At 40.4% G+C, this 13,601-nt stretch carries 12 protein-coding genes and 1 pseudogene; 4 read left to right on the top strand and 9 right to left on the bottom strand.

Annotated features, from left to right (window positions below; genetic code table 11):
- Positions 1 to 54 precede the first annotated feature (54 nt).
- From CLI64_RS26055 to rbfA, 4 genes are all read right to left on the bottom strand, one after another.
- Positions 55 to 2,199, bottom strand: coding sequence for a polysaccharide biosynthesis tyrosine autokinase (locus CLI64_RS26055; RefSeq protein WP_103139938.1), 2,145 nt, complete (start codon positions 2,197 to 2,199; stop codon positions 55 to 57).
- Between the two features lie 359 nt (positions 2,200 to 2,558).
- Positions 2,559 to 3,758: a glycosyltransferase family 4 protein gene (locus CLI64_RS26050; RefSeq protein ID WP_103139937.1), complete on the bottom strand. Its 1,200-nt coding sequence runs from the start codon at positions 3,756 to 3,758 to the stop codon at positions 2,559 to 2,561.
- 141 nt (positions 3,759 to 3,899) lie between these two features.
- The gene (locus CLI64_RS26045; protein ID WP_103139936.1) at positions 3,900 to 5,123 is read right to left on the bottom strand and encodes a glycosyltransferase; all 1,224 of its coding nucleotides are present in this window, start codon (positions 5,121 to 5,123) and stop codon (positions 3,900 to 3,902) included.
- Between the two features lie 816 nt (positions 5,124 to 5,939).
- On the bottom strand, positions 5,940 to 6,278 hold the full coding sequence (gene rbfA, locus CLI64_RS26040) for a 30S ribosome-binding factor RbfA (protein WP_225977627.1): 339 nt from the start codon (positions 6,276 to 6,278) through the stop codon (positions 5,940 to 5,942).
- Between rbfA and CLI64_RS32230 the strand changes: the two are divergent.
- Positions 6,220 to 6,342: pseudogene (locus tag CLI64_RS32230) on the top strand (hypothetical protein); the annotation flags it as partial. The gene rbfA and the pseudogene CLI64_RS32230 sit on opposite strands and share 59 nt — an antisense overlap.
- Positions 6,343 to 6,451: 109 nt before the next feature.
- Here CLI64_RS32230 and CLI64_RS26035 read toward each other — a convergent pair.
- Positions 6,452 to 6,658, bottom strand: a complete 207-nt coding sequence (locus tag CLI64_RS26035; protein ID WP_103139934.1) for a DUF751 family protein — start codon at positions 6,656 to 6,658, stop codon at positions 6,452 to 6,454.
- 289 nt (positions 6,659 to 6,947) lie between these two features.
- On the opposite strand from CLI64_RS26035, the gene CLI64_RS26030 reads away from it, so the two are divergent.
- Positions 6,948 to 7,781, top strand: coding sequence for a DNA adenine methylase (locus CLI64_RS26030; protein ID WP_103139933.1), 834 nt, complete (start codon positions 6,948 to 6,950; stop codon positions 7,779 to 7,781).
- On the opposite strand, the gene CLI64_RS26025 is transcribed toward CLI64_RS26030, so the two are convergent.
- The 3 genes from CLI64_RS26025 to CLI64_RS26015 form a co-directional block, all read right to left on the bottom strand.
- Positions 7,778 to 8,248, bottom strand: a complete 471-nt coding sequence (locus CLI64_RS26025; protein ID WP_103139932.1) for a PD-(D/E)XK nuclease superfamily protein — start codon at positions 8,246 to 8,248, stop codon at positions 7,778 to 7,780. The genes CLI64_RS26030 and CLI64_RS26025 overlap by 4 nt on opposite strands.
- A gap of 401 nt (positions 8,249 to 8,649) precedes the next feature.
- A complete protein-coding gene (locus tag CLI64_RS26020; protein ID WP_103139931.1) occupies positions 8,650 to 9,864 on the bottom strand; it encodes a HetZ-related protein in 1,215 nt (404 codons plus the stop codon).
- Positions 9,865 to 10,217: 353 nt separating this feature from the next.
- On the bottom strand, positions 10,218 to 10,877 hold the full coding sequence (locus tag CLI64_RS26015; protein ID WP_103140884.1) for an L-threonylcarbamoyladenylate synthase: 660 nt from the start codon (positions 10,875 to 10,877) through the stop codon (positions 10,218 to 10,220).
- Between the two features lie 300 nt (positions 10,878 to 11,177).
- Here CLI64_RS26015 and larC point away from each other — a divergent pair, with 300 nt between their 5' ends.
- Positions 11,178 to 12,452: a nickel pincer cofactor biosynthesis protein LarC gene (gene larC, locus CLI64_RS26010; RefSeq protein WP_103139930.1), complete on the top strand. Its 1,275-nt coding sequence runs from the start codon at positions 11,178 to 11,180 to the stop codon at positions 12,450 to 12,452.
- Between the two features lie 61 nt (positions 12,453 to 12,513).
- Here the strand turns inward: larC and CLI64_RS26005 are convergent, their stop codons facing one another.
- On the bottom strand, positions 12,514 to 12,951 hold the full coding sequence (locus CLI64_RS26005) for a hypothetical protein (protein ID WP_103139929.1): 438 nt from the start codon (positions 12,949 to 12,951) through the stop codon (positions 12,514 to 12,516).
- Between the two features lie 320 nt (positions 12,952 to 13,271).
- Between CLI64_RS26005 and CLI64_RS30990 the strand changes: the two genes are divergently transcribed.
- The gene (locus CLI64_RS30990; protein WP_157943324.1) at positions 13,272 to 13,427 is read left to right on the top strand and encodes a hypothetical protein; all 156 of its coding nucleotides are present in this window, start codon (positions 13,272 to 13,274) and stop codon (positions 13,425 to 13,427) included.
- Positions 13,428 to 13,601: the final 174 nt, after the last annotated feature.

Genomic DNA, 13,601 nt, shown 5'->3' with positions numbered 1-13,601 from the left:
TAGTATCTAACTTTCTTACATTGCGAATTGCGAATTGCGAATTGCGAATTGGTATTAGTTGCGATCGCCATTTCTATTACTACCTGGTAAACTTATCCTGGGTAAAAAAGATTGCTTCTCTTCAATGGGATGGCGATAATATTTTTCGGCATCGGTGGTCATACCATTAACTATTACCCCTAGTATGGGGATGCGGTTTTGCTGGAGTTCTGATACGGCTCTTTGTAATGATTCTTTCATGGTGACGCTGGGACGTGTGGTCATAATTACTCCATCACTGTATTGACTCAGGGTAGAGGCATCAGCGCAAACACCAATGGGAGGAGTATCGATAATGACCAAATCATAGTGGTGTGCGGCTTCGGCGATTAGGGATTTCATGGCTTCCGACTCTAGTAATTGTGAGGGTCTACCATGTAGTTCACCACAGGTCAGGACAGAGAGATTCTCAATGTCTGTTGGCTGTACAGCATTGAGTAGTGTTCTATTACCATTGATGACATCGCTAATTCCGGGTTTGGGGGGGAGGTTAAATAATGTGTGCTGCACAGGCCTCCGTAAGTCTGCATCTATAATTAGAGTGCGACGAAAGAGCATAGCTGCAACAGCCGCTAGGTGGGAAACCACGACTGATTTACCTTCTCCAGAGATGGTACTGGTAACGACGACGACTTGTAATTTTTCATGGCTGCGAAACTCTAGATTTTTCAGCAGCATTCGGTAAGGTTCGACTAAACCGACATCATCTAAAAACTTTTCGGCTGGTTCTAGGGTAAGTTTGGTGGCGGGAAGACGAGGTAAAATTCCCAACAGGGGTAACTTGAGCAATTCTTCGGCTTCTGCAACTTCGTAGAGTCTATTATCCATTAACTCTAGGAGTAAAACTACACCTGTGGCGAGAATGCTACCGAAGAAAATCGCGATCGCCAACACCACTGATCTTTTAGGATAGGCGTAATCAGTGGGAACTAGAGCCAGTTCAATAATTCTCAAGTTACTGACTTTTTGCGCTTCTGCAATCCTGGCTTCCTCTAGTTTGCTTTGCAGCAATTTTAATGATTCGGCGGCTTCTTCTCGTTGGCGAGTCAGCATGGTGAGTGGTTGCTGTCTCAAAGGTAAAACCGCTAACTGCGCTTGTAGGTTTTTTCGCAAAGATTGGACGGTTTGCAGTTTGTTCTCGACGGCGACACGCTCAACTTCATTATTAATCAGCTGAGTAGTGAGATTTTGACTGATTTGGTCTGAGGCGACATCTTCAGTAGGGATAGTTTGATTGTTGGCTGAGACGCGACCTACTTGCTGTGCATATAAAGCGCGGATTTGTTCTCTTTGTCCTAAAAGAGAGACAACCTTGGGGTGATTATCTGTAAATTGTAAGCGGGCTTCAATCAGTTGCGTTTCGATTTCGGTTAACTTAGCTCTTAAGCTTCTGAGTTGTTCATCTTGACCGCTACGTACTGATGTATAAGCGTTATTAATATTTTTAGTTGCAGTTAATTGTCTCAAAGAAGCTTCACGCGATCGCGCTTCTTGTAATTGTGCGATTAATGTCCGTTCTTGGTCTTCTAAATTGGTTAAACTTTGGACTAAGCTTTTAGTTTGGTCAGTATCTGCCACTACACCACTTTTTTGTCTATACCTAGATTCCGCGACTTCGGCTTGTTGGAGACGATTCCGCGCCACTGGGACTTCTTTTTCGAGGAATTTTCTAACTTTGGTTGCTTCGGAACTAATAGCTTGAATATTTTCTTCCACCATTGCTTGAGAAACAGCGTTTAACACATCAGCAGCAAATTGCGGATCTTGGTGAAAATAGTTCAGTTGCAAAATATTAGTAGCAGGTAGAATACTCACTTTCAATGCACTGCTAATATCTGTAGGTGTTAGCTGTATCTGTGGATGTTTAGAAGCTAGTGTCTTGATAGCTTGATCCAAAACCGCCTGTGATTTGACTAACTCTGCTTGATCAGCCAAGGGATTGCTACTACGTCCCACTACAGAAGGTTGTGTTAAATCCCGTCCCAACTCCGAAACACTCACCCCTTTGGCATCAACCATCATTTTGGCTGATGTCGCGTAAAAACGTGGCGTTATAGCCAGATAGGCCACTGATGCACCAATAACAGCAGCTAATGTAGACACAGCAGGTAAACCCCTGCGGCGCAATACTGCAAATAAGGTTGAAATACCTCTTCCCATCACGTATACCTTAATTTTTTTTCAAAGCTAAAGTAATACCAATTCGCAATTCGCAATTCGCAATTCGCAATTAAAAAACCTAACTCATTAGTCATTAGTCATTAGTCATTAGTCATTACTCGTTACTCATCACTCATCACTTCCCTAGAGATTTGAAGAAAGGTTGCGCTCATAAGTTGCACAATTACGTAAATTATTAAAGAATATTAACTACTCGTTATCATATCTGATACCAAATAGGGATAGGTGGTATGAGTCTGGAATAGTCTAAGAATCTGGACTTTTAATCCAAAATTCAAAATTGGCGTGATAACGATTAGTGGCTACGGGAAGGCAATCTTTTCGAGCATCTGTAGAAATTACCGATTTTTTGCCCCTAACTTTGCCAAATCCCCTTCTGTAGTTTCCGTCTGTAATTTGTCGGTGATTTCACAGGGATGGAGAACTTGTGTATATAGTCTTAAGGTTTCTGAGGTAATGCGATCCCAGCTGTAGTTAAGACTGACGTATTTTTGAGCTTTTTTGACCATTGTTGGCAGTTTTTCGGGATTGTGCAAAGCCCAATCAAGGGCGGAAACACAAGAGTCTAAGTTACCAGCTTTAAATAGTATTCCGCGTTCTTCTGCTAATAGTTGTTGATGTGGTGCAATATCACTTCCCAAAACGGGGATACCTTCTCGCATTGCTTCTAGCATGGATAAAGGTAATCCCTCCAAATCGGAAGGTAAAACAAATAAGCCTGCGCCTCTGACAATTTCCCACAGGCGAGAACCTCTTAATTCCCCAGCAAAGACGATATTTTTTTGATGAGCAATTTTTTCTAGTAGTTGGGAAGTGAAGCCTTTGGTATCGCTGACACCCCCAGCTAAAACTAGTTTCCAGCCTTGGGGTTGCAGGCGACAAAAAGCATCTACTAACAAGTCAGGACGTTTTTCTGGGACAAGTCGGCCTAAAAATAGAATATAACGACCAGTTTCTAGTCCTAAATGACGACCATAGACGAAATTGGGGTCTGATTCGCCGTAATCAGCAGGCGCGGTGGGAATATAAACGGTATTTCTTTGATATGTTTGCCAAAAGTATGTTTGCAGGGCTTTTGAGACAACAATCATACTGTGGGCAAAACGCACTGCTGTTTGCTCCCCTAGTTGAATTACCTTGGTAGACAGGCTACCCCATTTCGCTCTTTGCCAGTCTAAACCATGACAAGTAACGACGATTTTGGCAGAATTAGCCAGTCTGGGTATGCAGGTAAATAAAGCAGGGCCGAGAGCGTGGAAGTGAATAATATCATATTGCTGACGAGTAGCTGCGATCGCTCCCATTGCGGAGGTGACAAAAGCATCCACGCCAGTATAATCTAACCCTGGTACGGATATCACCTGCACTCCGCGATAATAATTACTTTGCCAGCCAGTATTTTCTGTATATGATGTCCGAGCAAATAAATCTACAGTATGACCTTGGGAAACCATGCGGGGATAAATTTCCGCACAATAATGTTCAATACCACCCTGTTTTGGTGGTATACCTTTAGCACCAATTACAGCAACTCTCATTGTCAATCTCGATTAATAGGGAATGGGGATTGGGGATTGGGGATTGGGGATTGGGAGGAAGGAGGCAAGGGGGCAGGGAGCAGGGGGAAATGGGGAAATTCTTCTCTCCCCTGCACCCTGCACCCTGCTCCAATTCCTCTTCTATGCCCCTGTATTGATTGTGACCAACGACTTTTTTTCCCAACGCTGCCACATTTTTTTATACACTCCACTAATTACTGTTCTGGCTGCGTAGGGTTGGGCGGTTTTGATACAGGCTGAGATGGGATAATTTTCTGGATTCATGACTACTTGGCGTAAAGCTTGGGCGATGCAGTCTGGTGTCCTTTCTTGGCAGACAACACCGCTTTCAGGTGAGAGTAATTGCGGTGTCTCACCTGCTTTGGTGGTAACTATGGGTGTACCGCAAGCTAAGGCTTCTAAGACTACAAAGGGTAAGCCTTCAAAAGCACTCGTCAGCACCAAGGCGTGACACACACGATGCAAGTCGGCTAAGGCTTTTTGGGGGACTGCACCTAGCATTGTGACTCGTTTTTCTAGTCCGAGTTGGGTAATCTCTGCGCGCACTGACTCGGCTAATTCACCATTACCCGCTATTAATAAATGAATGTTGGGGTCGTCTAAAGTTGCTAGGGAGCGAATCAGAAGGATGGGATCTTTTTGGGGATGTAAACGACCGGCAAACATAATAAAGCGAGTGTCTACATCTAGCCCTAAGCGCGTTGCTATTTCCCGTCTACTTTGGGCTTTTTTGTCGGGGGTTAGGGGATAGAAAATATCCTCATCAAAGGTGTTTTTGAGAAAAGCTACTCGCTCTTGCAAGTCGGGATATCGCTGTTGGTAGAGTTTCATGGACTCGGTGTTGCAAGAGTAGATTTGCTGGAATTGATTTACCAGCATCTTTTCTAGGGCGAAATAGGCGGAGGGAAATTTGCGCCACAAGATGGCGTTTTTGTCGTCTTTGGCTGCTATTTGGGCTTGAATGTCATTTTGAATAAAAAGTGTCTTTTCCCCCTGCCAATGACGAGTTACTATGGTTGGTTCTATTCTATAAAAGTGCATAAAATCTGAAGCGTAATTACGCCCAACCAAGGCAGCTGTATATTTAACAGTAGTGGGAATTAAACCTCTAAAATCGTCATTTTCTATATAAAACAGGGGTAAAAAACTAATTTCTCTGCCTGCAAATTCTGCTTGTCGCCATTCACCTAAAGTCTGGGAGCGATCGCTTGCTGTCCCTACAAGTCTGACTTCAAACTCCCTAGGCGCATATTTGATAAATGTATTAATGAGTGTCTGAATTCCGCCTATAGAACTACACCAGGGATTGTACTGGTAGAAAATCGTTAAAACTGGTTTTCGCATTACTCACACCCCAAGGGAACTTTGTTGCACAAAGAAACTGATGATTTAGGGAAAATACTGAATTTTAGCCGTAGTTTATGCAACAATGGTACTTAACATACACAGCCTTATCGTAGTATCTCTACTGAGAAAAGTCACTTTTTACTTAATGTCTTCATGAAATTTTTACATTGAAGACAAAAAAATCTAATGTGAAAAACTTCAGATTTTCCTAATAATTATTTATGAACCCTTTACTACGCCAATTTATGAAGATATCAGTAGTAATTATAAGGTAGATTAAAATCAACTTCATAATAACTTTATAAAAACTGCATATCTGTAAAAAGTAGATTCATCATATTGAATTGAGGTTTTGCTTAAATCCAAAAAAGCAACTATAAATGAATTTATGCTCTTGATATAATTTGGGGATTCATATTATTTGCAGTCAATATGCGAAGGGTAGCTAAACATAGTAAAAATCGCTCCAAAGATAGAATAAACAAGCTTTAAGCTCTCAAAGACATATATTTATGAGCGTGTTGTAGCGTACTGATTTATATATTTACATTCTGTCAGATTTAAAAGTCTTTGGATTGGAATATTTTGCGATAAATTGAATTAATATGTGCTTAAATCAGTTGTGTCATAGTATCTGATCTGTGTAAAAATATAGACGAGTCTAACTGAAAAATAGAACCGTTATTTTTAAAATATCAGCTAGATCAAAATTTTCAACAAATTAAAAAAGACGTGGTTAAAACACGTCTGGAAATGTTTTGGCGGATTGTTTTGAAATCAACTATTTTCTGGTGAAGCAGTGATGATGGCTAGTTATTCAGAAATTTGCTCATCATCATCGTCGGATGTTTCTTGCGATCGCTGGTACTGAAGCTGGTTTAATAGTGATAGCACCTTTGTTCCTCGTTCAATGGAACGGTCTTCAATAAACACTACTTCAGGTGTCCGACGCAGCCTAACTCGTGCGCCAAGTTCACTCCGCACAAAACCGGTGGCTGATTTGAGTCCGGCCATTGTTTCGGCTTTGGCTTCCTCTGTACCGTAGATACTGACGTAGATTTTAGCGTGCTGGAGATCACCAGAAACATCAACATCAGTCACACTGACCATTCCTGTACCCACACGGTCATCTTTAATACCATTAAGTAGCATTTGGCTAACTTCCCGTTTAATTAATTCAGCAACACGGGAAACGCGGCGATTTGTAGCCATATAAATAATCCCTCTCCACAGAGGTAAGACAACAACAAATATAAGTAAGAGAGGACAAGGGTTGTAGATGAACCAACACTGTCCTTAACAGCGATCGACAATATACTTTTAGTCTAGATGGTACTCAGTCCCAACATCGCCCGTAATGTGAAAGTCAGGAATGCCAAACCGCCTATCAATAAGCCCAAAACAGCCACTAGGGTGACTGGACGCTTTAAGAGTGGGAACAATGGTTCAAAGGTGTTCAGCAGCAAACCTAGAACTATAGTAATCAAGTAGCGGGGGTAGCGAAAAACGTTATCCCAAAATCCGTCAAACATTTTAATTGAGACTGCCTTGTTATAGAATTAACGTTTGTTTTGATGTAGTTTATCCCCCTTATTGTAATCCATTGTGCTGGAAAACTACTCAGTTAATATAAAATATGCTTCGTTAGTTATATTGTCACAGTTGAGAATCTTATCGGCAGAATTCAGCTATCAATCAAGTTTTGATATTACGACTATATCTATTAGTAAGATTCTTCAGAATTACTTTATTGTCCTGAATCCTGTATATTCTCTGAAATATGATGTTATATTTATTAGCCTATATCTGAATTGCCGTGCAATGGTTAGTGAAATCTCCAAGCAAACTTGCCCGCGCCCTTTTTTAAAGTGGGCTGGGGGTAAAAGTAGATTAATACAACAATATATTCCCTATTTACCCAAGAATTATCAAAATTATTATGAGCCATTTTTGGGGGGTGGGGCTTTATTTTTTTATTTGCGACCTCGACGAGCGTTTTTAACTGATATTAATGGTGACTTGATTAATGTATATTGCTGTGTCCGAGATCATGTGGAAGAATTAATTTTTCTTTTGAAAGAACATAAACTCAGACATAGCAAAGATTATTATTACAGTGTTAGGGCTAACTCTAGTGGTAGTGCTTTAGAAAAAGCCGCTAGATTTATTTATCTGAATAAAACTTGTTATAACGGCTTATATCGCGTCAATTCCCAAGGTAAATTTAATGTACCTTTAGGCAGATATGCCAATCCTAATATTTGCCCAGAAGATTTACTCAGAGCAGCATCTGCTGTTTTGCATACATCAGAAATTCAACAGTCTGACTTTGCCGATGTATTAAATTATGCTACAGGTTGTGATGATTTTGTATTTTGTGATCCGCCTTATCATCCTATCAGTAGCACAAGTTATTTCACCAGTTACCATCAAACTGTTTTTGATGAGAAAAAGCAAGAGAAATTAAGAGATGTCTGTGCAGAATTGGCAAGTATTGGGGTGAAAGTTGCTGTTTGTAATTCGGATTCTGATTTTATTATTGATTTATATCAAGAGATTGATTTTAAAATCCATAAAATAGTAGCTGCCCGTTCTATTAACTCTAATACCCAAAAAAGAGGGCTGATTAATGAATTGTTAATCACATCTTATTAGAAATTTTTATTAGCCCAGGCGATAAATCTATCTAATGTATAAACTGCTATTAAATTATGATTATGTTTCACTTGCTGTTTTAACCAATCAATAGCCCCTCCGCGCATTCCTTCACCCCCAATCACTACTATTGTCGGTGCTGGATAATATCCTTGAATATTCAAGTTTAGATACGGAAACTTTTCATCAACTGAACCGCCGCTTTCTTGCCATTTACATTCAATAATTAATCCAGCAGGAATAGTGGGTATTCCCATTACATAAAAATCAACTTTAAGCGCAGTATTATAAATGCCGTTACCAATCCCAACTTGCTTACCATAGCGTTTATTTAACAAACTAGCATTCAGTAAATACTCTTTAGTAATATGACTGCCAATTTGAAAATATTCATAAGCAGTTAATACTGCATCTACATTACTTTCTAAAATCTTTCCTGCTTGATTTGCCCTTGCGCCCGGAGTCATAGGAATTCAAAATTCACAATTCAAAACTTACAGATAATTCCTGTAGACTAAATTTACCTACGGAGAACTTGCATAATTTTCGTTTTTACTCATCATCTGTAACTGTTGGTGCTAATCTCACTTATTCCAGGATTTCATAGAAATGGGAGTAAATAAACAATTACTTAATATGAATTTTCAATTTCTGTTATTTTCAGTGCAAATGTACTAAAAAATTAGGAGATTTTTTGATGATTTTAGAAATTTAAGAACCCCGATTTCTTTAAGAAATCAGGGTTCTGAAGCGACTGGGCATAAGATAATTCAATATGCTTTAGTGGAGAATTTGGGCTAAAACCTAAAAATAGGGATGTTGTATATTTCTCATTGAAATCAACGCTTAAGTGATGTAATGCTGAAGTTTAGCCAGTTTGCATTTCAGTATGGCCGTTGCGGATAGCCCAGGCCATGTCTAGTAATTGTGTCCAACGCTTTTGTAGTTGCTTGGGAGTACATTTTAAGGTTTTAGCGATCGCCTGATCACTTTGTTTAGCCATTTTTAATTCTAATAATTGCTGTTGTTGGGGAGATAAGGTAGTCATTAAAGTTTGCCACTGTTGGGCAGATAATCCCAATTTTTGATCTAAACCTGCACCCAACCATTGATGTACTAATTGCCAATGATGTTGCTTGGCAAACTTCTGCACATGATATTTAAAACGCTGTTGGAGATAATCGCGTTGTCGGCTAGTAAGACCGAGAATTTGGTCAATTTCTGGTGCTGGTAAGTCTTGCAGCTTTAAAACCAGGTAATTTACACAATCAGATTGTCCTTGGGCTTCCAAATATTGAATGAGTTCAGAGATAATGCGATCGCGTTCTGATTCTTCTGATAAATCAACATGAGCTTGAGCAATCATTTGCGCTCTAATCTGTTGTACAGCCGAGTTCCGTAGGTAAGATTCTGCTTCCTCACTTTTGGCAGATTCTACAGCCATTTCAATATCTACAGCTGTTTCTTGGGGCTGACGACGGGCAAAACCTTGAGCGCGTAAAATAATTAATTGTTGATTGTTTCCACCAGGTAAATTAATCCGACGCTTGGCATACTGTTCAGTAAATGCCATGTATTCAGCCAACTGCAACTGCGTGCGGGGAGTGTAATCTTCCGGTAATTCGTTTTCGCGACGAAAAGCCTTAATAGCTTCAATGTAAAATGCTTGGAGAAAATCTTCAATTAGATTGTAACGACCTTCAAATCCCAATTCCGAACCAGCTATGGTGACATGGCGGTAAACCATAGAACCCAAGCTACTATGTAATTCTACCCGTCCCCGTCGAGAACCTAATTTATAGTAATGTAGACACTTTTGCAGGCGGTGGCGAGATAAAGTCACCTGCCAAGACTGAATCGCCCCAGAGGTTTGAATGCGGGAACTCTTATCGCAAATGCGTTGGACTTCCTTGGCAATACGTTGGGCGACATTCTGTACACAACCAGGTGTTGCTTTGACTTGAGCTTGCATTTCCTGACATAGCAGTTGTATCAAAGCATCTGTAGCGGATAATTCTTCGGTAACAACTTCATTGACATAAGTAGATGTAGAGGCTGGTAGATTTGCAAGATTGAGTTTCATGACTTTTCCTGGGTGTGGTTTTGCACCTTTGAGACAATGCACAAACAGCAGCTAAAGTCAGCTTTGAGTGGAAAACCACAAAACCAACCAAAAGCACTGTTCATATATATGACTGTACGCAATGTAAAAAAGTTACAGAGAATGTAGTGTGTCGCTTTTTCTCAAGCAACCCCATCGAGGTTAACACAAGCATATTTGCTTTGCCCGCAAAATGGCTAAAAAGCTTAATATGTCTCCATCACTGTCATTGTGTCCTCACCACTCCCAATGTTTGTCTGTATGACGATAGAAAAACTGGAGTCTGTTACGGACATAATTCCGAAACAACGGGAACAGGCTGTGAAGTTCAATAATTAAACCCATGCAGCCACAACTTCCCAACCTAAACCCCTCCTGGTAATCAAGGGTTCATCTCCAGTTAAGTCCACAATCGTAGATACTTCATAAGTTGGGTCTTCGCCTGTATCTACAATTACATCTACGAATTTATCCAAACGATCAAATAACTCCACGCGTGACAATCTTAGTTCTGAATTGATTTGAAATTTGCCGTCATCCACTTCATCTGGCGGCAAATGAGCCGAAGTCGAGATAATAGGGTTCCCTAGTGCTTCTAGTAATGCTAAACACACAACATGATTGGGTACCCGAATTCCAGTAGTTTTGCGTTTAGGACTTTGTACCAGTTTTGGTACTAATTTAGTAGCAGGCAGCAAAAATGTATAAGTTCCTGGAATTAAACGCTTCATAATCCTGTAAGCTGTGTCACTCACAAAAGCATAAGTAGTAACATTTGACAGAGAAGGACATAAAAACGTCAGTGGTTTATCATTTGCTAGCTGCTTAATTTGTCGGACTTTTTCCACCGCAGATTTGACATTTAAATCACAACCGATCGCATAAACTGTATCTGTTGGATAAAGCATAACTGCGCCTGTGGCAAGTGCCGACCTTATTTCCTCTATTCTGCGACTTTGGGGATTCTCCGGATGGACTGAGATAATTTTTGCCATATTGCGTAGGTATTGGGAATCGAGAATTGGGCATGGGGCATTGGGCATGGATTATAGAATAGATGCCCGTTAGTAATCTCCCTCATAAGAAGGGATATACTCTTACGGTGATGTTCTGTAAACTTAAGGGTTGCATATATTTACATACACAGACAAATGTTTAGAGGACTAGGTAAGTAAAAAGGCAAAAGTAAAAAGGCAAAAGGCAAAAGACAAAAGTAAAAAGCAAAGAGTTTAATAACTTTTGACTGTTGACTATTGACTGTTGACTAATGACTAATGACTATTAAATATTGACTTATGACTAAAATCGCTTATTTTCAATGTCCAGCCGGGATATCTGGTGATATGTGTTTGGGGGCTTTGGTAAGTCTGGGTGTTCCCCTCGAATATTTGACGGCAAAACTCAATAATTTGGGTATATCCCAGGAATATAAGTTAAGGGCAGAATTAGTACAAAAAAACGGTCAGCAGGCTACTAAGGTTCATGTGGATTTAATTGAACATCACCATGACCACCATCACCATCACCACGAACACCATCATGGCCGCCATCTGCCGGAAATTGAGCAAATGATTCTCAATGCAGGGTTGCCTTCACGGGCTGAGGCTTGGAGTTTGGCGGTATTTCGCCAATTAGCCGTGGCGGAAGGGGCTGTGCATGGGATTGCGCCGGAGAAGGTGCATTTTCATGAAGTTGGTGCGGTGGACGCAATTGTGGATATAGTTGGTACCTGTTTAGGATTGGATTGGTTAGATATTGGAACTGATGCGGCAGGATTCCCTTTATTGTATTGTTCGGCATTTCCTACGGGTGGGGGTACTGTCAGGGCTGCACACGGACAGATGGCTGTACCAGTACCGGCAGTTTTGAAGTTATGGGAAATGCGGAGTTGTCCTGTTTATAGTAATGGGATTGATAGAGAATTAGTAACACCAACCGGAGCTGCGATCGCAACTACTTTAGTCCGAGAATTTGGCGCACCACCACCAATGACCATCAAACAAATAGGATTAGGATCTGGTACGATTAATCTCCCTATTCCCAATATACTACGCCTCTGGCTGGGTGAAAGTGCTAGTTCTCAGCCCCATTTCATGGATTCTCAGGAAACTGGCACAAATTTAGAAACCATCTCCGTACTAGAAACGCAAATTGATGATTTAAATCCACAGGCGATAGGTTATGTATTTGAAGCGTTGTTTGCAGCTGGCGCGGTGGATGTCTTTACCCAACCCATAGGTATGAAAAAATCCCGCCCAGGGATTTTACTAACTGTGATTTGTCATCCAGAAAATTTATCAGCTTGTGAAACTGTGGTATTTCGTGAAACAACTACCTTGGGTATCCGGCGCACTACCCAGCAACGCGCTATTTTAGAACGGGAAATTCAAAAAGTAGAAACGAAATACGGCACAGTGAGAATTAAAGTAGCATGGCAAGGACAAGCTACAGATAGGCGTGTTGCCAACATTCAGCCAGAATACGAAGATTGTGCAGCATTAGCCCGTCAATACAATATTCCTTGGCGGGAAGTTCATCAGATGGCGTTGCAAAGCTGGGAATTTAATTAGTGTGAGTAATGAGTAACGAGTGCTGTTAGCGGTAGCGCGGCTAACAGCACTACGAATTAGTCTAATATCTAATACTAGGTAAAATCGAAAGGTCTATAATTTCACCTACTAATAAACCAGTAGCAGCTAAAAAAGTTAAAATCCAAAAGGAATCTCTCTTATTAAAGCCTGCAAACCGCATTTCTAAATCTGCTAACAAGGTGCTAGCTATAGGGATGAGAAAGAGACTAAATAATAGTGACCAAGTAGCAACTAAAGCAATTGACGTACTCAATACTAAAATCACCACTAGGGTACGAGAACCCAAAGAAACTAAACTTTCTAACCAAGAAACACTTCTACGAACTACAGCTATAGCGATCGTCGCAATGAAACCTCCCACCAACCAAATAATGTGATGGGCTGCTAAGTACCATCCTAAAATAGCGTAAGCTAGCCAAAGCAATATTAGGGACAGAATAGGAATTCTGTGAAGAGACTTTAACTCAAGCCTTTCCATAACTCTACATAATGTTAAGATTTACGCCGACGATTTTTGAGCAAATATTATAGTAATCCAGTTTGATTGATGAATTACGCCTAGACTTAGGTTAGAGTTAGGCAAAAAACACAATAACAGAAACAGCGAAGAAAAGTTTACTGAGTCTATTCAAAAATCAAATAGGAATCCTATGACTATTTATATAGTCTAGATGTAGCAAAATTTTGACAAAAAACCTTAAAATATAGGAAAAACTTAATTATATTTATAATGAGTTGAAAACCTACATCCCCACACCGCTATCTCACAACTGTAGGTTTTTTACCCAGCAGTGAGTGATGACTCTCGGACTAACGACAGAATCATCGTTTCATTCACCCCTACATCCCTACACCAAGGTTTTTGGTACACAACGTAAAAAACCTACACCTGTCAGCACACCGCTATACCCCTATACCCTCACCCAAACCCTTGATCTTTCGTATCCTGGGTAATTCCTATATTAGCCTGCCAAGTTAACTTTGCTAAGTAGTACCTCTAATTGAGCAACTAACCAAAAAATGGGGTGTAACGTGGCGAAAAAGTACATTGTTGACTCAAGTGAAGATGAAGTTTCTCAACTGCAATCAATCGTCAAAAAATGCAGCGTTTACATCAGAGCATTTAAC

It is taken from the genome of Nostoc sp. CENA543, assembly GCF_002896875.1.
Lineage (GTDB): Bacteria > Cyanobacteriota > Cyanobacteriia > Cyanobacteriales > Nostocaceae > Trichormus.
This window is presented reverse-complemented; position numbering and strand designations above follow the sequence as displayed.

What these genes read in the sequence shown, in the direction of transcription:
- CLI64_RS26005 (WP_103139929.1), bottom strand. Translation starts at nt 12,951, where the DNA reads ATGGAAAGGCTTGAGTTAAAGTCTCTTCACAGAATTCCTATTCTGTCC.
- CLI64_RS30990 (WP_157943324.1), top strand. Translation starts at nt 13,272, where the DNA reads ATGACTCTCGGACTAACGACAGAATCATCGTTTCATTCACCCCTACAT.
- CLI64_RS26025 (WP_103139932.1), bottom strand. Translation starts at nt 8,248, where the DNA reads ATGACTCCGGGCGCAAGGGCAAATCAAGCAGGAAAGATTTTAGAAAGT.
- CLI64_RS26055 (WP_103139938.1), bottom strand. Translation starts at nt 2,199, where the DNA reads ATGGGAAGAGGTATTTCAACCTTATTTGCAGTATTGCGCCGCAGGGGT.
- larC (WP_103139930.1), top strand. Translation starts at nt 11,178, where the DNA reads ATGACTAAAATCGCTTATTTTCAATGTCCAGCCGGGATATCTGGTGAT.
- CLI64_RS26015 (WP_103140884.1), bottom strand. Translation starts at nt 10,877, where the DNA reads ATGGCAAAAATTATCTCAGTCCATCCGGAGAATCCCCAAAGTCGCAGA.
- CLI64_RS26020 (WP_103139931.1), bottom strand. Translation starts at nt 9,864, where the DNA reads ATGAAACTCAATCTTGCAAATCTACCAGCCTCTACATCTACTTATGTC.
- rbfA (WP_225977627.1), bottom strand. Translation starts at nt 6,278, where the DNA reads ATGCTACTTAATGGTATTAAAGATGACCGTGTGGGTACAGGAATGGTC.
- CLI64_RS26050 (WP_103139937.1), bottom strand. Translation starts at nt 3,758, where the DNA reads ATGAGAGTTGCTGTAATTGGTGCTAAAGGTATACCACCAAAACAGGGT.
- CLI64_RS26035 (WP_103139934.1), bottom strand. Translation starts at nt 6,658, where the DNA reads ATGTTTGACGGATTTTGGGATAACGTTTTTCGCTACCCCCGCTACTTG.
- CLI64_RS26045 (WP_103139936.1), bottom strand. Translation starts at nt 5,123, where the DNA reads ATGCGAAAACCAGTTTTAACGATTTTCTACCAGTACAATCCCTGGTGT.
- CLI64_RS26030 (WP_103139933.1), top strand. Translation starts at nt 6,948, where the DNA reads ATGGTTAGTGAAATCTCCAAGCAAACTTGCCCGCGCCCTTTTTTAAAG.